Origin of the sequence: Tardiphaga sp. 839_C3_N1_4 (genome assembly GCF_051811045.1) — a bacterium.
Classification (GTDB): domain Bacteria; phylum Pseudomonadota; class Alphaproteobacteria; order Rhizobiales; family Xanthobacteraceae; genus Tardiphaga.
On record NZ_JBPWQD010000001.1, the window covers coordinates 3,115,580 to 3,141,223 of the forward strand.

At 62.8% G+C, this 25,644-nt stretch carries 20 protein-coding genes and 1 riboswitch; of the genes, 9 read left to right on the forward strand and 11 right to left on the reverse strand.

Annotated elements, in window-relative coordinates:
• Nucleotides 1-36 precede the first annotated feature (36 nt).
• The 3 genes from AB8A38_RS14985 (at nt 37) to AB8A38_RS14995 (ending at nt 1,965) form a co-directional block, all read left to right on the forward strand.
• Complete coding sequence (locus AB8A38_RS14985; protein WP_089262423.1) at nt 37-693, forward strand: DsbA family protein; 657 nt, start codon at nt 37-39, stop codon at nt 691-693.
• Between the two features lie 61 nt (nt 694-754).
• Nucleotides 755-1,099, forward strand: coding sequence for a DMT family transporter (locus tag AB8A38_RS14990; protein ID WP_175368737.1), 345 nt, complete (start codon nt 755-757; stop codon nt 1,097-1,099).
• Between the two features lie 614 nt (nt 1,100-1,713).
• The gene (locus AB8A38_RS14995; protein WP_439086482.1) at nt 1,714-1,965 is read left to right on the forward strand and encodes a hypothetical protein; all 252 of its coding nucleotides are present in this window, start codon (nt 1,714-1,716) and stop codon (nt 1,963-1,965) included.
• 339 nt (nt 1,966-2,304) lie between these two features.
• On the opposite strand, the gene AB8A38_RS15000 is transcribed toward AB8A38_RS14995, so the two are convergent.
• The gene (locus AB8A38_RS15000; protein WP_439086483.1) at nt 2,305-3,402 is read right to left on the reverse strand and encodes an FRG domain-containing protein; all 1,098 of its coding nucleotides are present in this window, start codon (nt 3,400-3,402) and stop codon (nt 2,305-2,307) included.
• A 444-nt stretch (nt 3,403-3,846) separates the two neighbouring features.
• On the opposite strand from AB8A38_RS15000, the gene smc reads away from it, so the two are divergent.
• From smc to AB8A38_RS15015, 3 genes are all read left to right on the forward strand, one after another.
• The gene (gene smc / locus AB8A38_RS15005; protein WP_439086484.1) at nt 3,847-7,311 is read left to right on the forward strand and encodes a chromosome segregation protein SMC; all 3,465 of its coding nucleotides are present in this window, start codon (nt 3,847-3,849) and stop codon (nt 7,309-7,311) included.
• Nucleotides 7,312-7,484: 173 nt separating this feature from the next.
• On the forward strand, nt 7,485-8,477 hold the full coding sequence (locus AB8A38_RS15010) for a small ribosomal subunit Rsm22 family protein (RefSeq protein WP_439086485.1): 993 nt from the start codon (nt 7,485-7,487) through the stop codon (nt 8,475-8,477).
• A gap of 66 nt (nt 8,478-8,543) precedes the next feature.
• Nucleotides 8,544-8,924, forward strand: a complete 381-nt coding sequence (locus AB8A38_RS15015) for a COG4315 family predicted lipoprotein (protein WP_439086486.1) — start codon at nt 8,544-8,546, stop codon at nt 8,922-8,924.
• A gap of 268 nt (nt 8,925-9,192) precedes the next feature.
• Here AB8A38_RS15015 and AB8A38_RS15020 read toward each other — a convergent pair whose 3' ends face one another.
• A complete protein-coding gene (locus AB8A38_RS15020; protein ID WP_439086488.1) occupies nt 9,193-12,159 on the reverse strand; it encodes an autotransporter domain-containing protein in 2,967 nt (988 codons plus the stop codon).
• A 327-nt stretch (nt 12,160-12,486) separates the two neighbouring features.
• Between AB8A38_RS15020 and AB8A38_RS15025 the strand changes: the two genes are divergently transcribed.
• Nucleotides 12,487-13,047: a LemA family protein gene (locus AB8A38_RS15025; protein WP_439086489.1), complete on the forward strand. Its 561-nt coding sequence runs from the start codon at nt 12,487-12,489 to the stop codon at nt 13,045-13,047.
• Nucleotides 13,048-13,187: 140 nt separating this feature from the next.
• Entirely contained in the window at nt 13,188-14,339 is a 1,152-nt protein-coding gene (locus AB8A38_RS15030; protein ID WP_439086490.1) for a M48 family metallopeptidase, read from the forward strand.
• 8 nt (nt 14,340-14,347) lie between these two features.
• Here AB8A38_RS15030 and AB8A38_RS15035 read toward each other — a convergent pair whose 3' ends face one another.
• The 8 genes from AB8A38_RS15035 to AB8A38_RS15070 form a co-directional block, all read right to left on the reverse strand.
• Complete coding sequence (locus AB8A38_RS15035) at nt 14,348-14,977, reverse strand: hypothetical protein (RefSeq protein ID WP_439086491.1); 630 nt, start codon at nt 14,975-14,977, stop codon at nt 14,348-14,350.
• A gap of 111 nt (nt 14,978-15,088) precedes the next feature.
• Complete coding sequence (gene acuI, locus AB8A38_RS15040; RefSeq protein ID WP_439086492.1) at nt 15,089-16,075, reverse strand: acrylyl-CoA reductase (NADPH); 987 nt, start codon at nt 16,073-16,075, stop codon at nt 15,089-15,091.
• 139 nt (nt 16,076-16,214) lie between these two features.
• The gene (locus AB8A38_RS15045) at nt 16,215-16,724 is read right to left on the reverse strand and encodes a 6,7-dimethyl-8-ribityllumazine synthase (protein ID WP_439086493.1); all 510 of its coding nucleotides are present in this window, start codon (nt 16,722-16,724) and stop codon (nt 16,215-16,217) included.
• 81 nt (nt 16,725-16,805) lie between these two features.
• Nucleotides 16,806-16,958, reverse strand: a riboswitch (FMN riboswitch).
• Between the two features lie 65 nt (nt 16,959-17,023).
• Entirely contained in the window at nt 17,024-18,277 is a 1,254-nt protein-coding gene (locus AB8A38_RS15050) for an MFS transporter (protein ID WP_116661310.1), read from the reverse strand.
• A 265-nt stretch (nt 18,278-18,542) separates the two neighbouring features.
• Complete coding sequence (locus tag AB8A38_RS15055) at nt 18,543-19,985, reverse strand: cell wall hydrolase (protein WP_439086494.1); 1,443 nt, start codon at nt 19,983-19,985, stop codon at nt 18,543-18,545.
• 80 nt (nt 19,986-20,065) lie between these two features.
• Nucleotides 20,066-20,320 (reverse strand): hypothetical protein, encoded by a 255-nt coding sequence (locus tag AB8A38_RS15060; RefSeq protein ID WP_439086495.1) that lies wholly within the window; start codon nt 20,318-20,320, stop codon nt 20,066-20,068.
• A 28-nt stretch (nt 20,321-20,348) separates the two neighbouring features.
• On the reverse strand, nt 20,349-23,321 hold the full coding sequence (gene ppdK / locus AB8A38_RS15065; RefSeq protein ID WP_439086496.1) for a pyruvate, phosphate dikinase: 2,973 nt from the start codon (nt 23,319-23,321) through the stop codon (nt 20,349-20,351).
• Between the two features lie 118 nt (nt 23,322-23,439).
• Entirely contained in the window at nt 23,440-23,598 is a 159-nt protein-coding gene (locus AB8A38_RS15070; RefSeq protein WP_439086497.1) for a DUF3096 domain-containing protein, read from the reverse strand.
• Nucleotides 23,599-23,840: 242 nt separating this feature from the next.
• Here AB8A38_RS15070 and AB8A38_RS15075 point away from each other — a divergent pair, with 242 nt between their 5' ends.
• Nucleotides 23,841-24,206, forward strand: coding sequence for a DUF1236 domain-containing protein (locus AB8A38_RS15075; protein WP_439086498.1), 366 nt, complete (start codon nt 23,841-23,843; stop codon nt 24,204-24,206).
• 107 nt (nt 24,207-24,313) lie between these two features.
• On the opposite strand, the gene AB8A38_RS15080 is transcribed toward AB8A38_RS15075, so the two are convergent.
• On the reverse strand, nt 24,314-25,414 hold the full coding sequence (locus tag AB8A38_RS15080; protein WP_439086499.1) for a hypothetical protein: 1,101 nt from the start codon (nt 25,412-25,414) through the stop codon (nt 24,314-24,316).
• Nucleotides 25,415-25,644: the final 230 nt, after the last annotated feature.

A 25,644-nucleotide genomic window follows, 5' to 3' on the forward strand; every position in this document is an offset into this window, starting at 1 on the left:
TTTTCCCGGCGTCCGCCGCCGCTTTGGAGCATTCCTTTGATCATCACGCGCCGTGACTTCACCGCCGCCCTTGCCCTGACCGGCGCCGCAGCAGCCATCGGCCTGTCGCCGCTGCAGCTGATCTCCGAGGCTTTCGCGCAGAACGCCGTCGACGTCGCCAAGCCGGTGTCGCTGCCCGACATGGCGCTCGGCCCGAAGGATGCCGCCGTCACCGTCACCGAATATGCCTCGATGACCTGCCCGCATTGCGCAGCCTTCACCGAGCAGGTGTTCCCGAAGATCAAGGAAGCCTTCATCGACACCAACAAGATCCGCTTCGTGTTTCGCGAATTCCCGCTCGACATCAAGGCCGCCGCCGGCTCGATGCTGGCGCGCTGCATCGCCAAGGAAGACTCGGGCAAGTACTTCGCCGTCATCGACATGCTGTTCAAGCAGCAGAACGACTGGGTGATGAAGGACACCGCCGCGACCCTGACCCGCATCGGCAAGCAGGCCGGCCTCAGCCAGCAGGCCGTGGAAGAATGCCTGAAGGACCAGGCACTGCTCGACAAGATCGCCGCCGATCAGAAATATGCCAATGAAGTGCTGAAGGTGAATTCGACACCGACCTTCTTCATCAATGGCGAAATGCTGAAGGGCGAGCAGTCGTTCGAGGAATTCTCCAAGAAGATCACCCCGCTGCTGAAGAGCTGAGGTCTTCTTGTCCCTCCTCGCCTTTACGCGGGGAGGGATTCCTGAACGCCCGAGCCCTTTCATGACCCCGACCTTCCTCAACTACGCCGCCCTTGGCTGCGCCATCGTGCTGGAAACCGTCGGCACGGCGCTGCTGGCGCAGTCGCAGCAGTTCACGAAGCTCTGGCCGACGTTCGGCATGGCCGTCTGCTACATCCTGTCGCTCTATTTCCTGTCGCACGCGCTGAAGGTGATGCCGGTCGGGATCGCCTATGCGATCTGGAGCGGGCTCGGCATCGTGCTGATTTCGGCGGTGAGCTATTTTGCATTCCGGCAGGCGCTCGATCTCGCCGCCATTATCGGCATCGGCTTCATCCTGACCGGCGTGGTCATCGTCAACGCGTTCTCGGCCAGCGCATCGCATTAGCGCGCTGCCGCGCCATCGTGTTCTCTGATTCCTCGCTTCAAACAGCCACGCGCCCGCAATCTCGCGGCGCTTGCGCGTCCGAGGTGTGAGCAGTGCCCCTCGAACGATGAGGGGTGGCGACGCGCCGTGAGGCGCAAAGGGTGGTTTTATCGCGATCCGCTCCACCGGAACGCCGGCAAGCTGCAACCGCGCAACGCCTCACGGCGCGCCACCGCGGCGATTTCTGTCCCCGGGACCGTTCTTCCGGGCAAAGGCGCAGAGCTCCGCACTCCGCTGATCCCGACGGTTTCCCGCCGTTCACCAATGCCACGTCCAGCCAGCATGAGTGGCAGACCCCCGTAGTGGGGCCGGACGGTGACCCAAGGCCTCCCGAGTGCGCGGGGTACGTCACCCCACACCCGCAGGCGCCGCATCCCTGTCCCACTTCAAGACGCCTCATGAAGCGCCCCTCGCGAACCGGATAAGATTTGATTATAATCTTATAGGAAAACTGTCAAGTGCCCGCCGGGCATTTTTTCGATGCCGGATGCAACTGAAGCCGCGCTCATGCGTTCACGTAGTTCACCCAAAAGGATAGTTCAGTTCCCCTCGTCCAACTCGATGAGCCTTGCCCCATGCCGACACGCGCCAGCCACCTGCCGCATTATGTCGAGCGCACCGCGCTTCAGAAATTGCGCGATACGCCGGGCCTGCTTGCGCCGCATTTGATGCCTGCCGGGCCGAAGACCCTGTCCAAGATGGTCGAAAAGACCTGGATCGCACCGCTGGCCGGCTCGCCGGTGCGCTATCGCATCACGCCCGAAGGCGAAGCCGCGCTGAAGGCCGAAATCCCGACGCCGCGCAGCGCGCAGGCCCGCGCCCGCTGATATCAGGCGATAGCCGCCGGTGATAGTGGCGCCCGCGCGTCAGCAGATCTTAACGGATGGTGCCCTCGCGGATTAACTGTGTTTCCACACATTATCGAAGCGTAAACGCGCGTTAAGGAACGTTTAAGCGCCATCTCCGCATTCTCGTCCCATTAGCGTGAGGGGCGTATCATGTTTGAAAATTTCATCTGCGAGATCATCGGCCTGGCATTTCTCGGCCTCTGCATTGCCGTACTCGGCGCACCGCAACAGCGCCGTCCGAATGGATATGCGCGGGACGTGTAACTCTTCGCGCAGTGCTCGCAGCATTTGCATGCTGTAGCAAAGCAGTGAGACTCACTAATAGCCGAATAGCCGATCTTTCAACTGATCGCACGCGCCGTCGAGGCCGGGAAATAGTGAACCGGCGTTGATGCCCATCATGCTCAACTCACCTAAAACCTCGGTTCGAATCGAGGCAGGCAAATCTATCGCACGCAGGTAGGTTTTCTCTACCGTCTCCTTCGATCTCACATAGTCCTCAACATCTTCCACGTTCGTGACAGTTAGCAACGCCTGCTGAGGAACTAACCGCGGATTGTTGATCGCGATGGCGTCTAGAATTGAAAAATGGGGTCGCGCCGGCGAGAGTTTTTGCAACTGATTCCAATCGGATCGCCACTGCGTTCGATCGAACAAGAAGATGCGAACGCTGCCTTCGGAATTACGAGCGCGCTTAAACGCAAAATAAGCTGCAATGAACGGTGAATAGGTCCAATCTAGAAGGGGCGTCGGATAGCCGTGATGCTGCGCGAGACTTACAAAAGCTCCGTGTTCGATCGGATTCTTGAGATCAAATACGTGTCTCGTTAAACTGCTTAAATGCTGATGCAAAGCAGCCACGTCATCTCTCAAGAACCTCACGAGATCGGTACGCTCTGTCCTATGAAATGCTGTGCATAGTCGCCACTGATTGCTCTCTTGTCCGCGATAAATGTATTGATAGTGCTCAAGACTACGCACGTAATGGCGAAACTCTTCCCAAGAATTCACATCTAGCGGCTCAATATCCGACGGCCTTCTAGCCGTCGATCGATGCAGAATGGCTTCACCGTTGGTATCTATATTCGTCTGCAATTTTACCTTTATCGAATTGCCCGCCCACTCCCAGTCAATATCGGCAGTCGCGGGAAAGGTGACACCAGGAAAGCGCTCACGCAGTAGCGCCCAATTTGAGAAGTCTAGAGTGTGGGGGTCCAGCGGGGTTAGAGGTACACTTGCTGTGGAAAAGGAGCTGCTTCCGATTGGGATTCGAACGAATGCGTTGATGGAAGGCAGATCCATTCGATCATCGAACACATAGGCTTGCACTTCAAAGAAGGAGCCAATCTGATCGATCTCTAGAACGGCAGCACCGGAGTTAGTCCCTGCGTACCGCCCCAGCCAATGGCCTTTCATCGCCTCCCCCTCATTTTATCTAAGTCGATTATCGACCTCGCCTCTTTGCACCCTACAGACCAATCTACCTCAACCCACGCGCCCTATCTCCACTCCCCAAATATCTGCTGGCAGCCATCTGGCCCATTGAAGGAATACGCCGCAGGCGGTCCATCACGGGCGCTCTCACCGCAACGGGCATTTGGAGGCCCCTCCTCCCCCCTTAAAACAAGCCCTTTTTCTCACCCTCCCCCACCTATCCCCCGCAAAACCCTTGGGAAAAGCGGGGTTCCGCGGTTGCGCGGCTGCCCTCGTCTCGCCATTGTCCGGGCCAATGAGAGCCGCGACTAGCGAGTCTCCGTCCGCGCGGCAGATGCATTTATGCTATTGTTCGTGCTGGGGGATTCGCGATTCTCGGGGCTTTTTGAATAAAGTGGCCTGTCGGCTAACCAGAGTACCGTATCCATGAAACTCACGCGCCTGCGCCTGCACGGATTCAAGTCGTTCGTCGAACCGACCGACTTCATGATCGAGCCCGGTCTGACCGGCGTCGTCGGCCCGAACGGCTGCGGCAAGTCCAATCTGGTGGAAGCGCTGCGCTGGGCGATGGGCGAAACCTCGCACAAGTCGCTGCGCGCCGCCGACATGGACGCGGTGATCTTCGCCGGCTCCGGCAACCGCGCCTCGCGCAACCACGCCGAAGTGGTGATGACGATCGACAATACCGATCGCACCGCGCCGGCCATGGTCAATGACGCCGAAATTCTCGAAATCTCCCGCCGCATCGAGCGCGAAGCCGGGTCGCAATACCGCATCAACGGCCGCGACGTGCGCGCCCGCGACGTGCAGATCCTGTTTGCCGATGCCGCCACCGGCGCGCGTTCGCCCGCCCTCGTCCACCAGGGCAAGATCGGCGAAATCATCCAGGCGAAGCCCGAGCAGCGCCGCCGCGTGCTGGAAGACGCCGCCGGCGTCGCCGGCCTGCATGCGCGCCGCCACGAAGCCGAGCTGCGCCTGAAGGCCGCCGAAACCAACCTCACCCGCGTCGAGGACGTGATCGGCCAGCTGTCGGGCCAGATGGAAGGCCTGAAAAAGCAGGCCCGCCAGGCGATCCGCTACCGCGAAGTCGCCGGCAAGGTGCGCAAGGCCGAGGCCATGCTGTTCCACCTGCGCTGGCTGCAGGCGCATCAGGACAATGCCGAAGCCGCGACGCTGCACGACCAGTATGTCCGCGATCTCGCCGAACGTACGCGTGAGCAGGGCGAAGCCGCGCGCATCCAGGCGATCCGCGCCAGCGAATTGCCTGCGCTGCGCGAGGCGGAAGCTGCTGCCGCCGCCGGTTTGCAGCGCCTGACCAATGCCCGCGACATGCTCGACCGCGAGGAAGAGCGCGCCAAGGAGCGCGCCGCCGAGCTCGACCGTCGCCTGACGCAGTTCGAGAGCGATGTCGCGCGCGAGATGAAGCAGTCGGAAGACGCCGAATTCGCGCTGCTCCGTCTCGACGAAGAAGACGCGATGCTCAAGGAAGAGATCATGCAGCGCGTCGAGCTGCGTGGCGGCGTCGATGACCGCGTCTCCGAGGCCGAGGCTGTGCTGGCCGCCGCCGAGCGCACCTTCACCGAACTCACCACCGCCCATGCGGACATGACCGCCAAGCGCAACCAGTTGCAGTCCAATGTCCGCAGCCAGGCCGATCGTCTGGCGCGTCTGGGCCAGGAAATCGCCAGCGTCGAGGCCGAGATCGAGGCGCTGACGGCGCAGACATCGGGCTTCGGCGATCTGGATGAGCTCGCCGCCCTGATGGAGACCTCGCAGGAAATCCTGCTGCAGGCCGAAGGCAGCGTGGCGGACAACGAGGCCGCGCATATCGCGGCCCGGCAGACGCTGGAAGCCTCGCGCGCGCCGCTCAACGACGCCGACAGGAAGGTGCAGCGGCTCGAGACCGAAGCCCGCACGATTTCGAAGATCCTCAACGGCGAGACCAAGAATCTGTGGCCGCCGATCATCGACGGCGTCAGCGTCACCAAGGGCTATGAAAAGGCGCTCGGCGCCGTGCTCGGCGACGATCTCGACGCGCCGGTCGATCCCTCGGCGCCGATGCGCTGGACCAATGCCGGCGACCACGCCAACGATCCCGTCCTGCCCGCCGGCGTGGAATCGCTGGCCTCGCATGTCAACGCGCCGGCCGAACTCGCACGCCGCCTGAAGCAGATCGGCGTCGTCTCCAAGGATCAGGGCGCAGCGCTGGTCTCGCAGCTACAGACCGGCCAGCGGCTGGTGTCGCTGGAAGGCGACGTCTGGCGCTGGGACGGTTTCGTCGCCGGTGCGCATGCGCCGACCGGCGCCGCCCGTCGCCTCGCCGAGCGCGCGCGCCTGACCGATATCGAAGCCGATCTGGAAAACGCCAAGATCGACGCCATTGCCAAGCGCGAAGCGCTGGAAAGCGCCGAACAGGCGCTGAAGGCTGCGGCCTCGGCCGAAGGCGCATCGCGCGACGCACTGCGCAATGCCCGCCGCGACGTCGACCAGGCCCGCGAGCGCCATGCCAACGCCGAGCGCGAGATCAACCGCCATGCGGCCCGCCGCGCGACGCTGACCGAAGCGCAGTCGCGCCTGTCCAACGATCGCATGGAGGCGGAAGCCGCCCATGAGAGCGCGCATGCCGCGCTGGAATATCTGCCGGAAAGCTCCGACGCCGAGGCGCAGCTCGCGACCGTGCGTGGCGAGATCGAAGGCCATCGCCGCGGCGCAGCTCAAGTGCGCGCCGAAGCGCAGGCTTTGGCCCGCGAAGCTGAACTCGCCGACCGCCGCCTGCAGGCGATCATCGCCGAGCGCACCGACTGGGCGAACCGCAAGACCTCCGCCGCCTCGCAGATAGAGACCGTTGCCGCGCGCGTCGCCGAAGTGACTCGTGAGCGCGCCGAACTCGAAGACGCCCCGGCGCTCTATCTGCAGAAGCGCCGCGCGCTGATCTCCGAAGTCGAGAGCGCCGAACAGGCCCGCCAGCTCGCCGCCAACGCACTCGCCTCGGCCGAAAACGCCATGCGCGAGACCGACCGCGATGCCCGCGGCTCGCTGGAAGCGCTCTCCGCCGCCCGCGAAGCCTGCGCCCGCACGGAAGAGCGCATGGAAAGCGGCAAGCGCCGCCTAGAGGACATCGAGCGCGAAATCCGCGACATGCTCGAAGTCGAGCCGGAAGGCGTCGCGGCGCTGGCCGAAGTCCGCCAGGACGATACGCTGCCGCCGTTGGCCGACATCGAAGCCGACCTGGAAAAGCTGCGCCGCGATCGCGAGCGTCTTGGCGCCGTCAATCTGCGCGCCGAGGAAGAGCTCAACGAAGTCGAAGGCACGCATAACGGCCTCGCCACCGAGCGCGACGACCTCGTCGAAGCCATCAAGAAGCTGCGCACTGGCATCCAGAGTCTGAACAAGGAAGCCCGCGAACGGCTGATGACCTCGTTCGACATCGTCAACGGCCACTTCAAGCGCATGTTCGTCGAACTGTTCGGCGGCGGCGAAGCCGAGCTGAAGCTGATCGAGAGCGACGATCCCTTGGAAGCCGGCCTCGAAATCGTCGCCAAGCCGCCCGGCAAGAAGCCGCAGACCCTGTCGCTGCTGTCAGGTGGCGAGCAGGCGCTGACCGCGCTGGCGCTGATCTTCGCGGTGTTCTTGACCAACCCGTCGCCGATCTGCGTGCTGGACGAAGTCGACGCGCCGCTCGACGACCACAACGTGGAGCGCTTCTGCAGCCTGCTGCACGAAATGTGCGCCTCAACCGAAACCCGCTTCATCACCATCACGCACAACCCGATCACCATGGCGCGCATGCACCGCCTGTACGGTGTGACGATGGCGGAACGCGGCGTGTCGCAGCTGGTCTCGGTGGATCTCGAAAATGCGGTGAAGATCCTCGATCAGGAAGTGGCGTAAGTTTCTTCTCTTCCCCTCTCCCCTTGCGGGAGAGGGTGGATCAATCGAGCGAAGCGAGATTGAGACGGGAGAGGGGTTGCAGCGACCTGAGAGCCTGTCCCCTCTCCCGCCTTCGCTTCGCGAAGGCACCCTCTCCCGCAAGGGGAGAGGGGAAGAAAGCAAGCGCGTCCGGCATGACCGCCCCCGATCTCCCCGCCGAACTCACCGCAGCCCTCAACGCCCGCCTGCACGGCTTCTCGCGCAGCGACGCGGCTGCGCGTTCGGACGCGATTTCGAAAACCTATCGCGCAGGCGGTGGCTCCACGACCATCCGCAACGAGACCGACGCACTCGCCTATGCGCTCGCACGCATGCCGGCGACCTATGCGGCGGTCATCGCCAGCCTCAATGCGCTGCAGGAGACACGACCGGACTTCGCACCGACCACGCTGCTCGATTGCGGCGCCGGGCCGGGCACGGCAACGTGGGCCTGCGCGGAGGCATTCCCGTCACTCGCTGCGTTCACGCTGCTCGATGCCAATCCTGCGCTGCGTACACTCGCGCTCGCTCTGGCGCAGGACAGCCACCGTATCCCCGCGATGAACTACACGCTCGGCGACGCTGCCGCGACAATCGCCAACGCCCCGTCCGCCGACCTCGTCATCGCGAGCTACGTCATCAATGAGCTCAACGATGCCGCGCGCCTACGGCTCGTCGCGGCGATGTGGACAAAGACGAATGATACATTGCTGATCGTCGAGCCCGGCACACCCGCAGGATATCAACGCATCCTCGATGCGCGTGCGCAGCTCATCGATGCAGGCGCGCATGTGATCGCACCCTGCCCGCATGACGATGCATGTCCGCTGGTGAAGCCGGACTGGTGCCACTTCAGCCAGCGGCTGCAGCGCTCCCGTGTGCATAAACAACTCAAATCCGCAGAACTTCCCTATGAGGACGAGAAATTTATCTATGTCGCGCTATCGCGCGCGCCGATCGCACAGCGGCCGTCGCGCGTACTCGCGCAGCCGCTCACCACCAAGATCGCGATCACAGCAAAACTCTGCACAGATGTAGGCGTTATCGCCGCAAACGCCCCACGCCGCGACAAGGCGAAGTATGCAAAGTTCCGCAAGCTCGACTGGGGCGATGCGGTTTTCGATTCATCGCCATCATCCGCGGAATAATTCTCTACAGCTGGCGTTTGTTCTCCTGACGCGACTGCGTCGCCATTCATCAGGAGTAACGCTGCAATGACCAAATCATTCGCCGCCCTCGCGGCTCTGACTCTCATGCTCGCTTCGTCCGCCGCTTCGGCGCAGATGCTGAAGACCGCCGACACCGCCAAAGGCAAGACCTTCGTCGATGCCAAGGGCATGACACTCTACACCTTCGACAAGGACGCCGGCGGCAAGTCGATGTGTAACGGTCCCTGCGCCGAGAACTGGCCCGCGCTGATGGCTGCCGACGATGCCAAGCCGAGCGCCGACATGACCATCGTCGTGCGCGACGATGGCAAGAAGATGTGGGCTTACAAGGGCAAGCCGCTCTACACCTTCAAGAAGGACACCGCCGCCGGCGACACCAATGGCGACGGCTTTTTGAATGGTGCCTGGCATATGGCGAAGCCGTAAGCGGCTTCTGCGCTGGAACGACCCGCTAGTCGCGAGATTGCGGCTAGCCCACTGCAAGGCCCCTCACCCGACCGGCTTCGCCGGTCGACCTCTCCCCGCACAGAGCGGGGCGAGGTCAAGGAAGGTGGCGCCGTGCTTACCTCTCCCCGCTCTGCGCGGGGAGAGGTCGACATGCGCGCATAGCGCGGATGTCGGGTGAGGGGCATGGCACCGCCCTCACCTACATTCAGTATTTGCGAATCTCGTTTTTCCTGCGGATAGACCGCTCTCAGAACGAATGCCGGATGCGGCCCATTACCTGATGGGCAACGGCATCGTTGCTGCCGACGATCGCATCATAGTTCACCGACAGCACCGTGAGCGGCGCGAGCTTGCCGGAGAGGCCGGCACCGATCACGCCGCGATCGCGCAGCGCGCTGCCGGTCGCGGTGATGAACGAGCCCGGCAACGTGGTATCGGCAAAACTCGCATTGATGCCGCGCACGCCGTCGCTGAATTCATGCAGCCAGGCCAGCCGCAATTCCGGCGTCAGGACGCCGCCATTCAGCGCGTAGTCATAGGCGAAGCGTGCGCCGACGCTTGAGCGCAGCGATTCCGAACTGTCAGCGCCGACCACCAGCGCGGCAGCGCCACCGCGCTCCGCGAAGCCATCGGTCATCACCCGCGTATATTGCAGGCCGATCTCCGGCGTGACGACCCAGCCGCTGACGCGCAGATCGGTGCCCACCGTACCGCGGATCGCATAGTGATCGCCGCTGAACGCCGCGGTGTTCGTCGTGCCGACTGCCACGCGCGTAGTGTCGTAATCGCTGAAGCCATAGAGACCCATGGCGGTCGCGAACCAGCCCGGGGCCTGATAGGTGCCATAGCCGCCGATGGTGCCGGTCGAGATCTTGGTGTGGCTGCCAACATTATCGATGTCACCGCGGGTCAGCGCGTAGCCACCGAACACGCCGGCGACCAGACTGTCGGTGATGCGCCGGTCGTAGCCGGCGAGCACGTTGACCGTGTTCGACTTGAAGCCCGGTGCGTCAGTGCGTGCGCCTTCGCGCGCGAAGCTGGCGCCCGACGTGATGAACAGGCCCTGTTCGGCAGCGACCGCCACCGGACGCAGACCCGGGAGTGCCTTGGCCACCGGCGCATAGGCCATCGCATCGGCTGCATTGCCGCCCCAGCCGGCATCAGCCAGCGCTGAACTTGCGCTGCCAGGGAATCCCGTCACCGCGGCCAGCGCACGATCCGCACTGAAATTCCTGTCGAACATGCCGCCGTCGAACATCGCCAGCGCATTGCCCATACCAGACATGTCGGTGCCGAGGCCGCCGAGCCGGTTCTGCGTCAGGTGTTGGCCGACCAGCGAGGTCGTCTGGAATGCGTCATTCATGGTCATGCGGCCGAGGCCCTGATAGGCCGCGGGCGTGAGCTGCGCCAGCGCCGCGCCGACATCTGCCGAGCTGGCAACGCTGTCGAGCAGATTGACCACCGCACTGCTGGTGGCGGTGGCCGGCAGATTATCGAGCAGCGAGGCGACGCCCAGCGAGCCCGCACTGGCAAAGGACGCGAACGAAGACGACGCTCCGGTGATCACCTCGAACGACGTATAGAGTGTACCGCCGATATTCACGGTCTGACCGGCCTGCAGCGCGGCGCGCTTGGCGTCGGTGAGGCCCGCCTTGTTGTAATTCAGCGTATCCGTACCAACACCGCCATCGACGAGACCGACGATGCGCGAGCCCTTCATGATGTTGACGGTGTCGTTGCCGCCTTCCATGTTCACGGCGCGGCCGGTGTTGCCGATGATGGTGCCGTAATTGGTCAGCACGTCGGCGCCTTCGCCCATCTGGATGGCGGAGCCGTCGCCGCGGATGAAGCGGGCGGAGCCGGTGCCGGTATAGGTGACGCCGTTGAGGGTGCCGACGGAATTGGGATCTGCCACGCCCGTATTCATCAACACGATCGCGTTCGGATCGGGGATCGCACCATTGCCGATTATCGTGCCGCGGTTAACGATGGTGTCGTTGTCGATCGCCGTTCCGGTCTTGTTTTCAAGACGGATCGCGTAACCGTTGAGACCCACAATCGTGCCACCGAGATTATTGATGATGGTGGTTGCGGCCACGCCGCTGCGATCGACGTTGGTATCCTTGTTGACTACGATGCCGGTGTTCGTCCCGCTGATCATGCCGAAATTGGTGATCGTACCGCCGCCAATGGAAATGCCTTCGCTGGCATTGGCGCGCCCGCCACTATCGAAACCGCCAGCGCCGGTGCCTTCGATGATGCCGTAGTTGATGATGGTTCCGACATTGTCGATATCAACGCCGTCGCCGTCACCATTGATCTGCGCGATACCGTCGGAATTGAAGATGTTGCCGACACCGGCATAGGTGCCGGTGATGCGACCGTAGTTGGTGACGGTGCCGGCGCCGTCGGACCCGACGCCCGAGCCGTTGCGGCCGAGGATCGTGCCACCGGCCGCGTTGTTGACCGTGACGTCGGTGTCCGCGGTAATGCCGTGGCGTGCGCCGGAAATCAGGCCGCCAGCTTGATTGTTGACGACGACGCCAAGATTGCCGCCCGTGTCGATGCCGTCGGACGTGCCGTTGGCACCACCGGACGTATTGGCACCGAAGCTGCGGATGATGCCGAAATTATTGATCACAGCGTTGGCGCCGGGCCGAACCGCATCGTCGGTCATGGCTTCGATCACGCCGGTCGCACGGTTGATGATGGTCATCGATGCCGCGCCAGTCATGCCGCGAAAATCGAGCGCCTGCCCGAGCGCAGCATAGCCGGTACCGCCGGCCTGGATCAGTCCGGCATTGTCGATCACGATGGTGCCTGACGACATCGCAAGATTGAAACGGAACACATCGTTCTGTGTCGAACGCACGATGGCGCCGATATTGTTGAGGAACGTGAAAGTGCGGCCCGCCGTTGCGCCGGTGGCGTCGATGACGCGCCCCGTGCCGGTGTTTTCGATCACGCCGGAATTGGTAACGACGACGCCGGTCGATGCGCCGTTCCACCCGATGGTCGCCGTGCCGCTGGTGGATCGCAGCGTGCCGGAGGCATCGACCGTTCCGGTCTGCGTGCCGCTAAGTGTCTTCGTCGTGGTATCCGTGGTGCCGGCTGGTACCGTGAATGTCTGCGCCTCCGCCGTCATCGGCGCGAACAGCGCCGCCACAACCACGCCCATCGCAAGCCGGCTCACGCCGTTACGCCATTCCAACATCACTCAAGTCCCCAGCCCAAAGGTTAGGGTTTCATTAGGTTTTGCGCATGACGGTTGGATGACGAATGACGCACAGGCGCTAACCCGCAGACAATCTGCTGACGTCTCCGATCGACTGATGCAGCACCGCAACGGTGTAGACTGACAACATCTCCTTCCAAAGTTGTAGCAGAGGGCACACATGACAGGGCGCGATGGAGGAGCGTCTTTGAACGTATTCCACGCGAGCTGCGACCAATCCGTGCCGCGACATGCCTGCGGCCCCTGCTCTGCGGCCGCATGATCGGCTAGGCTTTGGGTTTGATGGTTTCTTTTGGGGGTTCTTACATGTCGACCGGCTGGATCGTTCTTGGCGTCATCGTTGTCCTGATCTTCCTGGCATTTGCTGCCTACAACCGGCTGGTGGCGCTGAGCCAGCGGGTCAACCAGTCCTTTGCCGATATCGACGTGCAGCTCAAGCAGCGCCACGACCTGATCCCGAACCTGATCGAGACCGTGAAGGGCTATGCGGCGCATGAGCGCGGCACGCTGGATGACGTCATCAAGGCGCGCAATTCGGCGATGAATGCACAGGGCCCGGCGCAGGTCGGCGCCGCGGAAAACCAGCTCTCCGGCGCCCTCGGCCGGCTGATCGCGCTGTCCGAGGCCTATCCGGACCTCAAGGCCAATACGAACTTCCAGCAGTTGCAGAGCGAACTTTCAGACATCGAGAACAAGATCGCCGCCTCGCGCCGCTTCTTCAACAATGCCGTGTCCGAATACAACACCGGCATCCAGCAGATGCCCGCGGCCTTGTTCGCCAGTACCTTCGGCTTCCATTCAAAGGAATTCTTCGATCTCGGCGAGACCCGCAAGGAGGTCGAAGCCGTGCCGCAGGTCAAGTTCTGATCCTCAGACCCAGAACACATGCCCCTCCCCGTCATTGCGAGCGCAGCGAAGCAATCCAGAAAGCCACAAGCGAAGACTGGCTTGCTTCGTCGCAAGAGCTCCTCGCAATGACGGCTGCTAGTGAATCCTAGGACTGCATCATGGCCGCCTATGGTCTCTATACGCACATCGCCTCGAACAAGACGCGTTCGATGCTGCTGCTCGCAGGACTGTTCCTGCTGATCTATGTGATGGTGTTCGCCGGCGCCCTGATCGGCGAGGTGGCGGTCAACAGCAACGGCTCGGTCGCCTATTACATCAACGCCGCAACGCGCGACCTGATCAAGGCGTTGCCCTTCGCAACCATCGGCGCGGTGCTGTGGATCATCATCGCCTATTTCGGTCATCAAAAGATGATCGACAGCATCACCGGCAGCGAAAGCGTGACGCGGCAGGAGCAGCCGCGGCTCTATAATCTCCTTGAGAACCTGTGCATCTCGCGCGGCATTCCGATGCCGAAGCTGAAGGTGATGGACTCTGATGCGCTGAACGCCTTCGCCACCGGACTGAACCCCAGGCAATATTCTGTCACGGTCACGACGGGCCTCCTGCGCGCGCTCAACGATGACGAGATGGAAGCGGTGCTCGGCCACGAGCTGACGCATATCCGCAACGGCGACGTACAGTTGATGGTGGTCGCCGTCATCATCGCCGGCGTGGTCGGCTTCGCCGCCGAACTGTTCTTCCGGATATTCATCAATTCCGGCTTCAACTTCGGCAGCAGCCGTTCGTCGCGATCGTCTTCCTCGTCTGACAGCAACAGCAAGGGCTCCGGCGGCGGCGCGGTCATTGTGATCATCATTGCCGTGGCGCTGATCGCGCTGGCCTGGGCGCTGTCGCTGGTGGTGCGCTTCGCGCTGTCGCGCTCGCGCGAACTACTGGCCGATGCGGGCTCGGTGGAGCTGACCAAGAATCCCGACGCCATGATCTCGGCGCTCCGCAAGATCGAGAATCGCGGCGAACTGCCCGGCGCGACATCGGCCGTGATGGAGATGTGCATCGACAATCCCCGCGAGGGTTTTGCCGATCTGTTCGCGACACATCCGTCAGTGGATTCGCGGGTGGCTGCATTGGTGAAATTCGCCGGCGGTCACGATCCCGGCCGGATGGCACTGCCGTCCGATACGGACGCGCCCGGAGAGGCCGACGACACACCGCCGCTGCCGCCGCGCTCCGGCCCATGGAGCAACGGCAAATCGCCTACAGGCAGTGCGCAGGAGCCGCTACAGGGCCCCTGGGGTCGCCACGCTTAAGACTTGTCTCAGTTGGTGGATTTGCGCAGTTCGAGCGCTTCGGTCTTTTCCGGTTCCGGCGTCTTGGCAATTTCCTTGGCCGGCTCGGACTTGATCGATCCAACGGCGTCGATCTTGCTGCTCTCGACGCGCGGGGTCGAGACGCGGGTCACCGTATTGTCGGCACCAGCGGAAGCATCGGCCGAACGGGTGGACGGCGCACGCAGCGAACGCGGGGCCGACAGCGAGCGGGCCATCAGCATCTGGCCGCGGCCGCCCTGGTGGCGGAAATCGCAATAGGCGAAGCCCATGCCGGAGACCGAGCCGCGGAAGCTGCGCTCGTCATTCTTGTTGAGATTGAAACACGGCTCGAACGGGATGCCCTTGATCGAGGCGCAGATGGCCTCGCCGCGGACCTGCAGCGTGTTGCCCGGCAGGCGCATATTGCGCGCCGGACCCGAGCCCGAGAACTGGACAGCGCCCGCCGCACCACCATCGTCGAACACGCGGCCTGCGCCGCGAGTGCCGTCGAAACAGGTAAAGGCAAAGACCTTGCCGGCGACGAACTTGCGGGCTTCTTCAGCCGTCATCGACCCAGCCAGCGCGGGGGTCGCCACCGTGGCGGCAAGCACCGCTCCCAACACATAACGCGCAACCATAGGATACTCCGAACAACCGAGCGCGGATGACCGCCAGATGTCTTTACCCGCTGCTTACCATACCAACCGTGGCAACAATGGAGCAGGTTGGTTGGTAAAGTCTGAACGTCGTTAGCCGATCTTTACCACGATTCGCCCGCGGACCTGCCCGGCCAGCACCTTGGCGCCGGCGTCGATCACTTGGTCCAGCGGAATTTCCTGAGTGATTTCAGCAAGTTTTGTGTGATCCAGATCCGTCGCCAGCCGCGCCCAGGCCTGCTTTCGCAGCTCGATCGGGCACATGACAGAATCGATGCCGAGAAGACACACGCCGCGTAAAATGAAGGGTGCAACCGAAGATGGCAGGTCCATGCCGGCCGCGAGGCCGCAGGCAGCGATGGCGCCGCGATACTTGGTCATCGACAGGAGATTCGCCAGGGTGGTCGAACCGACGCTGTCGATGCCGCCGGCCCAGCGCTCCTTGGCCAGCGGCTTGGCCGGGCCTGAGAGCTCGTTGCGGTCGATGATCTCGCTGGCGCCGAGGCCCTTGAGATAACCCTCCTCCGAGGTCCGGCCGGTCGAGGCGATGACCTGGTAGCCGAGCTTCGACAGCACGGCGATCGCCACCGAGCCGACGCCGCCGGCCGCCCCCGTCACGACGATCGGGCCATCGGCCGGCTTCAGCCCGTGATTCTCCAGCGCCAGCACGCTGAGCATTGCCGTGTAGCCGGCGGTGCCGACCGCCATGGCGTCGCGGGTGGTCATGCCGGCCGGCAGCCGCACCAGCCAGTCGCCCTTCACGCGGGTCTTTTCGGCATAGGCGCCGAGATGGGTTTCGCCCATGCCCCAGCCATTGCCGATCACCTTGTCGCCGGGCTTCCAGTTCGGATTGGATGAGGATTCCACCGTGCCGGCGAAATCAATGCCGGCAATCATCGGGAAGCGGCGAACCACCGGTGCTTTGCCGGTGACGGCGAGGCCGTCCTTGTAATTCACCGTGGACCACTCGACCCGCACGGTAACATCGCCGTCCATGAGTTCGGTTTCGTCGAACTGCGTCAATGCAACCGTGGTGCCTTTGTCAGCCTTGTCGATGCGGACAGCCTTGAACGTTCCCAACACGCGTCTCCCGAATTTTGCTTGTGATTTCAGCTGCCGAATTATGCCGCGTCATGGCGGGAAACGCCACCCGCGCCAGCCGGGCAGGAGCTCTGCAGCCCTGCCCGGCCATAGCGGCGTAACGCGGCGATGATGGCTATCAGGCAGCCAGTTTCCGCGTCGCTGCAATATTGGCGATGGTGGCCGCACAGGCCGTGGCCGCCTCGGTGCCCTTCACGACGAAATGCTCGCGGAAGAAGCGCAGATGCTCGGCGTGCTCGTGAAAGTGTTGCGGCGTCAGCACCGCCGAAATCACCGGCACATCGCTGTCGAGCTGCACCCGCATCAGACCATTGATCACGGCCTCGCAGACAAACTCGTGGCGATAGATTCCTCCATCGACGATGAGCCCGGTGGCGACGATCGCGACATAGCGCCCGGTGCGCGCCAGCAATTTGGCCTGCAACGGAATTTCGAAGGCGCCGGGCACTTCGAATAAATCGATCTGACTGTCAGGCACACCATGCCGTGCAAGTTCGGCGACAAAACCGACACGGCATTGATCGACGATGTCCTTGTGCCAGCACGACTGGATGAAGGCGATTCGCCCGGTCGCTGGTGCAGAGTTGAGGGAAGAGGAGGCTTTGAAGTTCATCACAGGCTGATTCATGGATGCTCTCGCGGTTTGAGACCAGAATCAGGACGTACGGTCACACGCCGAGCATCCGCTTGAGGCGGTGACCCTGCGCATACCCGTTCTCTTTCATCCGGACTATGACCGTCGGCTCCGGCATCGCACCGGATCTGCTGACCCTGACGGTATGACCCGTCAGGCGCTCGCGGGCTCCCGAGCTTGCGCCCGATTACCGCCGGTGGGGATTTTCACCCCGCCCTGAGAACGAAGGCCGCCCCGATCGGAGCGGCCAAGATCAATTTTTATCGCTGGAGATTAGCGAGTCAACAGCAGGCTCACGCCGGCTGTGCAATCGGACGCTTCACCGGCTCTTCGACGATCGGCAGGTTGATCAGCGCCGACAACACGCCGAACAGCACCGACAGCCACCATACCGGCGTGTAGGAGCCGAACTTGTCGAACACGACACCGCCCAGCCACGCGCCGAGGAAGCCACCGACCTGATGGCTGAAGAAGGCAAAGCCGTACAGCGTGGCCAGCCAGCGCGTGCCGAACATCAGGGACACCAGGCTTGATGTCGGCGGCACGGTGGAGAGCCAGGCAAGCCCGCTGATGGCGCCGAAGACGAGCGCCGAGGTGGTGGTCAGCGGCAGCATGATGAAGGCCACCGTCGCCAGCGCGCGGGTGAAATAGATGAAAGAGAGAATGTAGCGCTTCGGCAGTTTGCCCTGCACATAGCCGACCGTCAGCGAGCCGATGATGTTGAACAGGCCGATGATGGCAATCACCCAGCCGCCCACAGCCGCCGGCAAGCCGCGATCGACCAGATAGGCCGGCAGATGCATGGTGATGAAAGCGAGTTGGAAGCCGCAGGTGAAGAAGCCCAGCACCAGCAGCACATAGGAGCGATGGCCAAAGGCTTCCGTGAGTGCGCTCTTGAACGACTGCTTCTGCGCCACCGGCGCGTCTGCAGGCGCGGCACTCGCGGTCGGGGTCGCCAAGGCGAGCGACAACGGGATCACCAGCAACATCAGCACCGCGAACACGGTGAGCGTCGCCTGCCAGCCGGTGTTGTCGATCATCGCCACTGTGAAAGGCGCGAAAATGAACTGGCCGAACGAGCCTGCGGCGGTGCCGGCGCCGAGCGCGATGCCGCGCCATTCCGGCGGCACCAGTTTGCCGAAGGCGGACAGCACCAGATTGAACGAGCAACCCGACAGGCCAAAACCGATCAGCAGCCCGGCGCTGATATTCAGCTCGAGCGGTGTCGAGGAATAGCGCATCATCAGCAAACCAGCCGCATAGAGGAAGGCGCCGACGCAGATCACGCGCACGCTGCCGAACTTGTCGGCGACGGCGCCGGCGAAAGGCTGGCCGATGCCCCAGAGCAGGTTTTGCACGGCGAAGGCGAGCGCGAAAACGTCACGGCCCCAGCCGAACTCCTGGCTGAAGGGCTGCATGAAAAAGCCGACACTGGAGCGCGGCCCGAAGGTCAGCATGCCGATCAGCGATCCGCAGATGATGATCACCAGCGGCGTACGCCAGCCAAAACCAGATGCCGGGCGCGTCGCGCCGTCGATTGCCGCCATGTCGTTTCCCCGGATCAAATTCGGATTGAAAATTCAGCCGGCCCAAGAGCGCAAGCCCGGTCCGGATTGGACAGGAGATTAATGCATTCGCATGGAAATCCCAATGGCGATGACGGGGATTTCGGGAGATGCATTGCTGGGATGCAAGGCCGCGCAGACGTCATCACAGCCCAGGGCCGGGATAACATTCTGCGGAAACCGGAATGGAAAGAGCGATGCCGGCATGGCATCGCTCTTGGCAGGCTCGGAGGTAAAGTCGTGGCTGTTACGGTTTGATTTCGGAGAGCTTGGCGGAGATTTCCGCCGTCTGTGCCGCCGTGCCCCAGCTCGGCGCCTCGCTGCCGTCGCCCCAGTTGCGCGGACGGTAGAAGGAATGCACGCCGGTCTTGTACATCTTCTTCATCTCGCGGACCCAGGACGGGTGCACCCAATAGGCATGGTAATGCGTGGACTTCGCGACTTCCGGCAGCCAGATCCGGCCGTCCAGCGTCGCCTTCGCGATCTTGCGGGCGCGCTCCCACATATCCGGCTCTTTCACGACATCCGGAATGCCGTCGCAGGCGAAGGTGAACTGGCAGGCCAAGCGGCGATGCTTGTTCTGGTAGACGACGCCGCAGACGGTTGTCGGATAGAAGCCGGAGAACACGCGGTTCATCACCACCTGCGCCACCGCCATCTGGCCGCGCACCGCCTCGCCGCGGGCCTCAAAATAGATGGCTTCCGTCAGACACTTTTCCTGCTTGCCGCGGGTCTGCTCGGTGAGACCCATACGTTCGGCCGGCGTCTTCGCACGCTGATTGGCGCTGTTGACCTCGCCCTTGCCGGCAACGCTTTCGCCGCCGTCGGTCGGGTTGATCGCCGCATGCGGCACCACCGCTGTAGCCTTCATGTCAGGATCAAGCGTCGAGCCCGGCATGGCAATGCCCGGCATGGCTGTCCCTGGCGTTACGATGGTCGGCTCTTCGCCGGGTTGCCAGCGCTCCATGGTCTCGACTGATGCGCCGAGCGACGAGCTTCCGAAAAACAGGCTCGCGGTCTTCACAGAGAAGCCGTCCTTGGCCGGCGCCGGCTCGACGGCGATCACCGCTGCATCGGTCTTGGCGTCCTCGGTGGGCTGCACGGGCTGCGATGCGTCGTATTGCGCGAGCGGCGGGGCACGCAGCGCTTCATCGAGTTCGGGATCGAGCGGGGCATGCTCCGCGGATGGCAGTGCATCGACGGTCTTCGCGCCCATCACCGATCTGTTGTCGTCGAATGAATCCTGCTTTGCCGGCTCATCGGGCGCCACGGTCTCGGGCGCGCGGATGGCGAGGCGATCGCCCTTCAGCGAGCGATCCACCTTGGGGAAATCGGCGGCCTCATAGTGGCGGGGCGGCTGCGCCAGCGGATTGCGGGTCAGTGCACCGGTGATGTCCGTCAGCGCTCCGCTGGCGGCGATGCCGGAATTGTCGAGGCTGGCGAGTTGCAAGGTGGGATTGCGCGAGGCCGTACCCATTGGGCGACCGAACGAGAATGTCGCAACCTGAATGGAGGAGACGGCGGGCGCGAACACGCGCTTCTGCCAGCGTTCGGTCACGCCCGGCTGGCGAGCCAGCAGCGAGGCGATGTCCTGATAGCCAGATTCCGTCGGGGCCAATGCGAAAACGCAGAGACCGAAGCCGAAGAACGCGCCACGCGCGCCCTTCGGCCGGTTACGCAGTACTAACATCGATACGCTCACGCAACGCTTACACCAGCATCGCCCTGCACGGCACTAATCTGCACATCCGTACATTTCGATCTATTTCGTTAGTACGGAATCAAAGTTGCCGCGGAGTTAATCGGCGATGCAACGACGCCACACGCAAGCTGTACGAGCGCAGTGCGAAACCATTCGAAAGCCTTGGTAAACCGCGGCTCCACAAAAGTAGTAAACATCGCGTTGACAAAGATGATGAAGAGAAATTTGCGGATGCGTGAAAATGTTTGCGAGTTCCATGCCGACGCACGAACAAACACAGCATGAGGCACGCAATAAAAATGGCCGGGGAACTCCCCGGCCATTTTTCAGATCATGAAATCAGCGAAGCACTTACGCCTGGCTGGAAATTTCCTTGCCGAGCGCAGCCTGTGCTGCAGCGAGACGCGCGATCGGCACGCGATAGGGCGAGCACGACACGTAGTCGAGGCCGATCTCATGGCAGAAGGCTACCGATGCCGGATCGCCGCCGTGCTCACCGCAGATACCAACCTTGATATCGGGGCGAGTCTTGCGGCCACGCGCGACGCCGATCTTCACCAGCTCGCCGACGCCGCTGCGGTCGACCGTGATGAACGGATCGACCGGCAGAATGCCCTTGGCGATATAAGTACCGAGGAAGCTTGCGGCGTCGTCACGGCTGATGCCGAAGGTGGTCTGCGTCAGATCGTTGGTACCGAACGAGAAGAACTCGGCGGTCTCGGCGATCTCGCCGGCCAGCAGACAGGCGCGCGGCAGTTCGATCATGGTACCGACCGAATAGTTCAGCTTGCCGCCGGTCTCCTTCATCACCGCCACCGCAGTAGCATCGATGCGCGCCTTGATGAGATCGAACTCCATCTTGGTGACGATCAGCGGCACCATGACTTCGAGGCCGACCTGTTCGCCAGTGCGCTTGCCCGCTTCGATCGCGGCTTCGAACAGCGCGCGCGCCTGCATCTCGGCGATTTCGGGATAGGCGATCGCAATGCGCACGCCGCGGAAGCCGAGCATCGGATTGAACTCGGCGAGATCACGCGCGCGGTCCGCAAGCTTGCGCGGATCTGTGCCCATGACACGCGCCACTTCCTCGACTTCGCCCTGGGTGTGCGGCAGGAATTCGTGCAGCGGCGGATCGAGCAGACGGATGGTAACCGGCAGGCCCTTCATGATCTCGAACAGCTCGACGAAGTCGGCACGCTGCATCGGCAGCAGCTTGGCAAGCGCGGCGCGACGGGCCTGCTCGTCTTCGGCGAGGATCATCTCGCGCACGGTGCGGATCCGGGTCTCTTCGAAGAACATGTGCTCGGTGCGGCACAGGCCGATGCCCTCGGCGCCATACTTGATGGCGGTGCGGGCGTCTTCCGGCGTGTCGCCATTGACGCGGACCTTGAGCTTGCGGACCTTGTCTGCCCAGCCCATCAGCGTTGCGAATTCGCCCGACAGTTCCGGCTCGATCATCGGCATGCGGCCGGACAGCACATGGCCAACCGAACCGTCGATGGTGATGACGTCGCCCGCCTTGAACACGCGGCCACCGATGCTCATGGTGCCGCGACCGTAGTCGACGCGGACAGTGCCGCAGCCGGAGACGCAGGGCTTGCCCATGCCGCGCGCAACCACCGCCGCATGCGAGGTCATGCCGCCGCGGGTTGTGAGAATGCCTTCGGCGGCGTGCATGCCGTGAATGTCTTCCGGCGAGGTTTCGACGCGAACAAGAATAACCTTCTTGCCGTCGGCCTGCAGCTTGGCGGCTTCATCCGACGAGAACACGATCTCGCCCGAGGCGGCGCCCGGCGATGCCGGAAGGCCCGTGGCGATGACGTCGCGATTGGCTGACGGATCGATGGTCGGGTGCAGCAGCTGATCCAGCGACGCCGGATCGATGCGCGACACTGCGTCCTTCTGCGAGATCACGCCTTCATTGGCGAGTTCGACCGCGATGCGGATCGACGCCTTGGCAGTACGCTTGCCATTGCGGGTCTGCAGCATCCAGAGCCGGCCCTGCTCGACCGTGAACTCCATGTCCTGCATGTCGCGGTAGTGCTTCTCGAGCTGGGTATAGATGCGCGTCAATTCCTTGAACGCCTCCGGCATCGCCGCTTCCATCGACGCCTTGTCCGAACCGCTCTCGATCCGCGCGTCTTCGGTGATGTCCTGCGGCGTGCGGATGCCCGCCACCACGTCCTCGCCCTGCGCGTTGATCAGGAATTCGCCATACAGCTTGCTCTCGCCGGTCGACGGGTTGCGCGTGAACGCAACGCCGGTGGCCGAGGTCTCGCCCATATTGCCGAACACCATGGCCTGCACGCTGACGGCGGTGCCCCACGACTCTGGGATATCGTGCAGACGGCGATAAGTCACCGCGCGGGTATTCATCCAGGATGAGAACACGGCGCCGACGGCGCCCCAGAGCTGCTCATGCGGATCCTGCGGGAAGTCCTTGCCGGTCTCGCGCGCGACGGCTTCCTTGTACTGGCCGACGAGCTTGACCCAATCGTCACCATCGAGATCGGTATCGAGCGTGTAGCCCTTGTTGTCCTTGTAGGTGTCGAGAATGTCTTCGAAGTGATGATGCTCGAAGCCGAGCACCACGTCGGAATACATGGTGATGAAGCGGCGATAGCTGTCATAGGCGAAACGCTTGTCGCCCGACAGTTCGGCCAGCGCTTCCACCGTGGTGTCGTTAAGACCGAGATTGAGGACCGTGTCCATCATGCCCGGCATCGAGGCGCGGGCGCCGGAGCGCACCGAAACCAGCAGCGGATTTTTCTCGTCGCCAAAGCCCTTGCCGGTGATCTTGCCGACGGCCTCGAGCGCCTTCTCCACCTGCGACTGCAATTCCTTCGGATAGGATTTGCCGTTCGCGTAGAAATAGGTGCAGACCGAGGTCGGAATGGTGAAGCCGGGAGGCACCGGCAGGCCCAGATTGGCCATTTCGGCGAGGTTCGCGCCCTTGCCGCCGAGCAGGTCGCGCAGACCAGCCTTGCCCTCGGCCTTGCCGCCGCCGAACGAATAAACCCACTTGCCGGCCTTGATGACGTCAGTCACCGGCTTGCTGGTGGCCTTCTTGACGGCTTTGGTCGCCGAAGTCTTGGCTGTAGAAGATTTGGCCACAACCGCCTTCTTGGATGCGGGAGCCTTTGCAACAGGCTTCGGAGCAACCTTTGCTTTCACAGCCGTTTTGGCCTTCGCCGCGGATTTTGCTGCAGGTTTTGCAGCTGGCTTCTTAAGCGCCTTGCGGGCCACCGAAGCTACTTTGGGCGCAGCCTTCGACAGCTTTGACTTCGCAGGGGCTTTCTTGGACTTCGAGGCGGTTTTGGCCATGGTTCTCAATCAATCCGCGAGAGGAAACGACAGGGAAATGTGCCGCGTTACACCACGTTTCAGGGACGTGGCGCAAGCAGCCCGGAGGTACCGCTGTAGGTAACGGCCGTGTCAGAATTTAGCCGATTTTGAGCAGCTTGAAGACGCCAAGCCCGGCCAGTCCGATGAAGATCAGATAAATCGCCACCACCAGATTCAGAAACCGCGGCATGATCAGAATCAGAATGCCCGCGATAAGCGCGACAATCGGCTGGATGTGAGCTGCCGTGATGACCATGGAGTATCTCCGTGAGGGAATCGATTCGGGTGCGATGCGCCGCGGGGATTTAGCAGCATAAAGACGCCCTGCCCATCAATGGGTTCCCGCATACCTGCATGCAGTGCATCAAAAACCAGCAATTGCGCCTGTGAAATTCCGGAACGATCGCTGGCGGCATGCATTGGCCGACGGTGAATAAACCAGACCAGGCTGGATGGCATTCCGGCATTTGCCGGGCATCGTTCACGAAGGAGACGATCATGCGAAACAAACTTATTGCAGCAGCGGCCCTTGTCGGCGCGCTCGGCGCACCGCTTGCAGTGCAGGCTCAGGGCGTCACCGTCGGTGTATCGGGGGGCGATCGCGTGATCGTCGACAACAACGATCCGGATGGCATCACTGTGCAGGCGCGGCCGGCATTCCGTGAATATGTGGTGCGCGAACGCGTGCCGACCTTCACCGTGCCCGATCGCATCGTCGTCGGCACCACGCTGCCTGAAGCCGGCGTGACCTATTACGACGTGCCGCAGACGGTCGCGACGACGCCGTATCGCTACACGGTGGTGAATGGTCAGACAGTGCTGGTGGAGCCGCGCTCGCGCCGCATCGTGCAGGTCGTCGACTAGCACGTCACGTTGAAAGAAGATTCGTTCGGGCGCCGCGAATGGCGACCGGGCGAAGAAGCCCCGCCCCGGTCATCCCCCACCGGGCGGGGCTTTTTCTTTGCGCGGGACTACGAACTCTTCAGCAGCGACAGGATGTGGTTCGTCGACTTGTAACTCGCCACCGCATTGTCGCGGAAGCTCGGCGTCCAGTTCGACGCGCTGCGTTCTTCATCGCTCATCGCCGAATAGGTATTGAGAATACCCAGGCTGAACTGGCTGGGATCGCCGCTCTTCTGGCTTGCCTGCAACGCCTCGAGAATACTGGTGCGATTGCGTGAATCCAGCACCTGCTTGGCGGCGAAGCTCTCTTCCTTCGAGAACAGACCATCCTGATTGAGCGAGATCGCCGAGAGCGAACGGTTGTCGACGGCGGAGAAATCCGCGAGCTGGCCGGTCTTGCGCCGACTGTCATAAACGAGTTCGCCCTTGCCGGCCTCGAGCGCCGCCTTGGCCTGCGCATCCAGCGCCGCACGCACGCTCTTCGCTACACTCGCGATGTCCGGCACGGGCACGGTCGTATCGGGCTGCGCGAGATAGGCGGCGACGGGATCGTTGGCGATGCCGGACGGCGCCTTGGTCGGTGTCTGCTCGGTCGCCTGAATGCCCTTCAGCACGGCCTCGCGCTGCGCGGACCAGCTCGCCGAGGCTTTCTCCTCGCTGCCGGCGGCATCGAGATAATCCAGCGCCGCCTTGTAGATGCCGCTGGCATCGCCGGTGAGTTTGGCCGTGCCTGCAGCAGGCGCCAGCGCTGCGTTGAACCGATTGCCCAGTTCGGCCTTGGCAACCGTCTGTTCGTCGGCGGTGAAGGTCCCGCCGTTGTTGGTAGCCATGGCATAGAGCGAGCGGCGATCCAGCGTCGAGAGATCGATGGTCAGCTTGCCGTTGTTATCCAGCGGCCCCGTCGCTTTCGCGGCCACATATTGGGCCGCCAGCTTCGCCCGCAAATCCGTGATGACGGTCGCGATATCCTTGTCGGAGCCGGAGCTCGCCAGCTTCGCCCGCGCCGCCTCCGACAGCGTCAGATTGGTCGCCGCATCGGACGAGGACGACGATGCGCTTTCATTGCTGTTGAGCGCATTGGCCAGCGACGGCTGGGCCGTGGCTGCGGCCCGCGCATAGGCGGAGCCGTAATTGGCATAGGGATTGAGGCCGGTATTGACCGAAGTCATGGGGCGATCCTTGGGCAGTCCTGCCCGCGCTGGGAAGCGACGGTTAAGAAACCGTTACGGAACCGGACCATTTCAAGGTGTGGTTAATGGAAGGTAAATGTTTCCGGAGATTGCTGAAATATCGCGCAGGCCTCTCCCCTGTCATTCCGGGGCGCGCGCATCTTCGCGCGCGAACCCGGAATCCCGCAGTGTTCAACCATTTCGAGATTCCGGGTTCGGGTTCGCCGCCT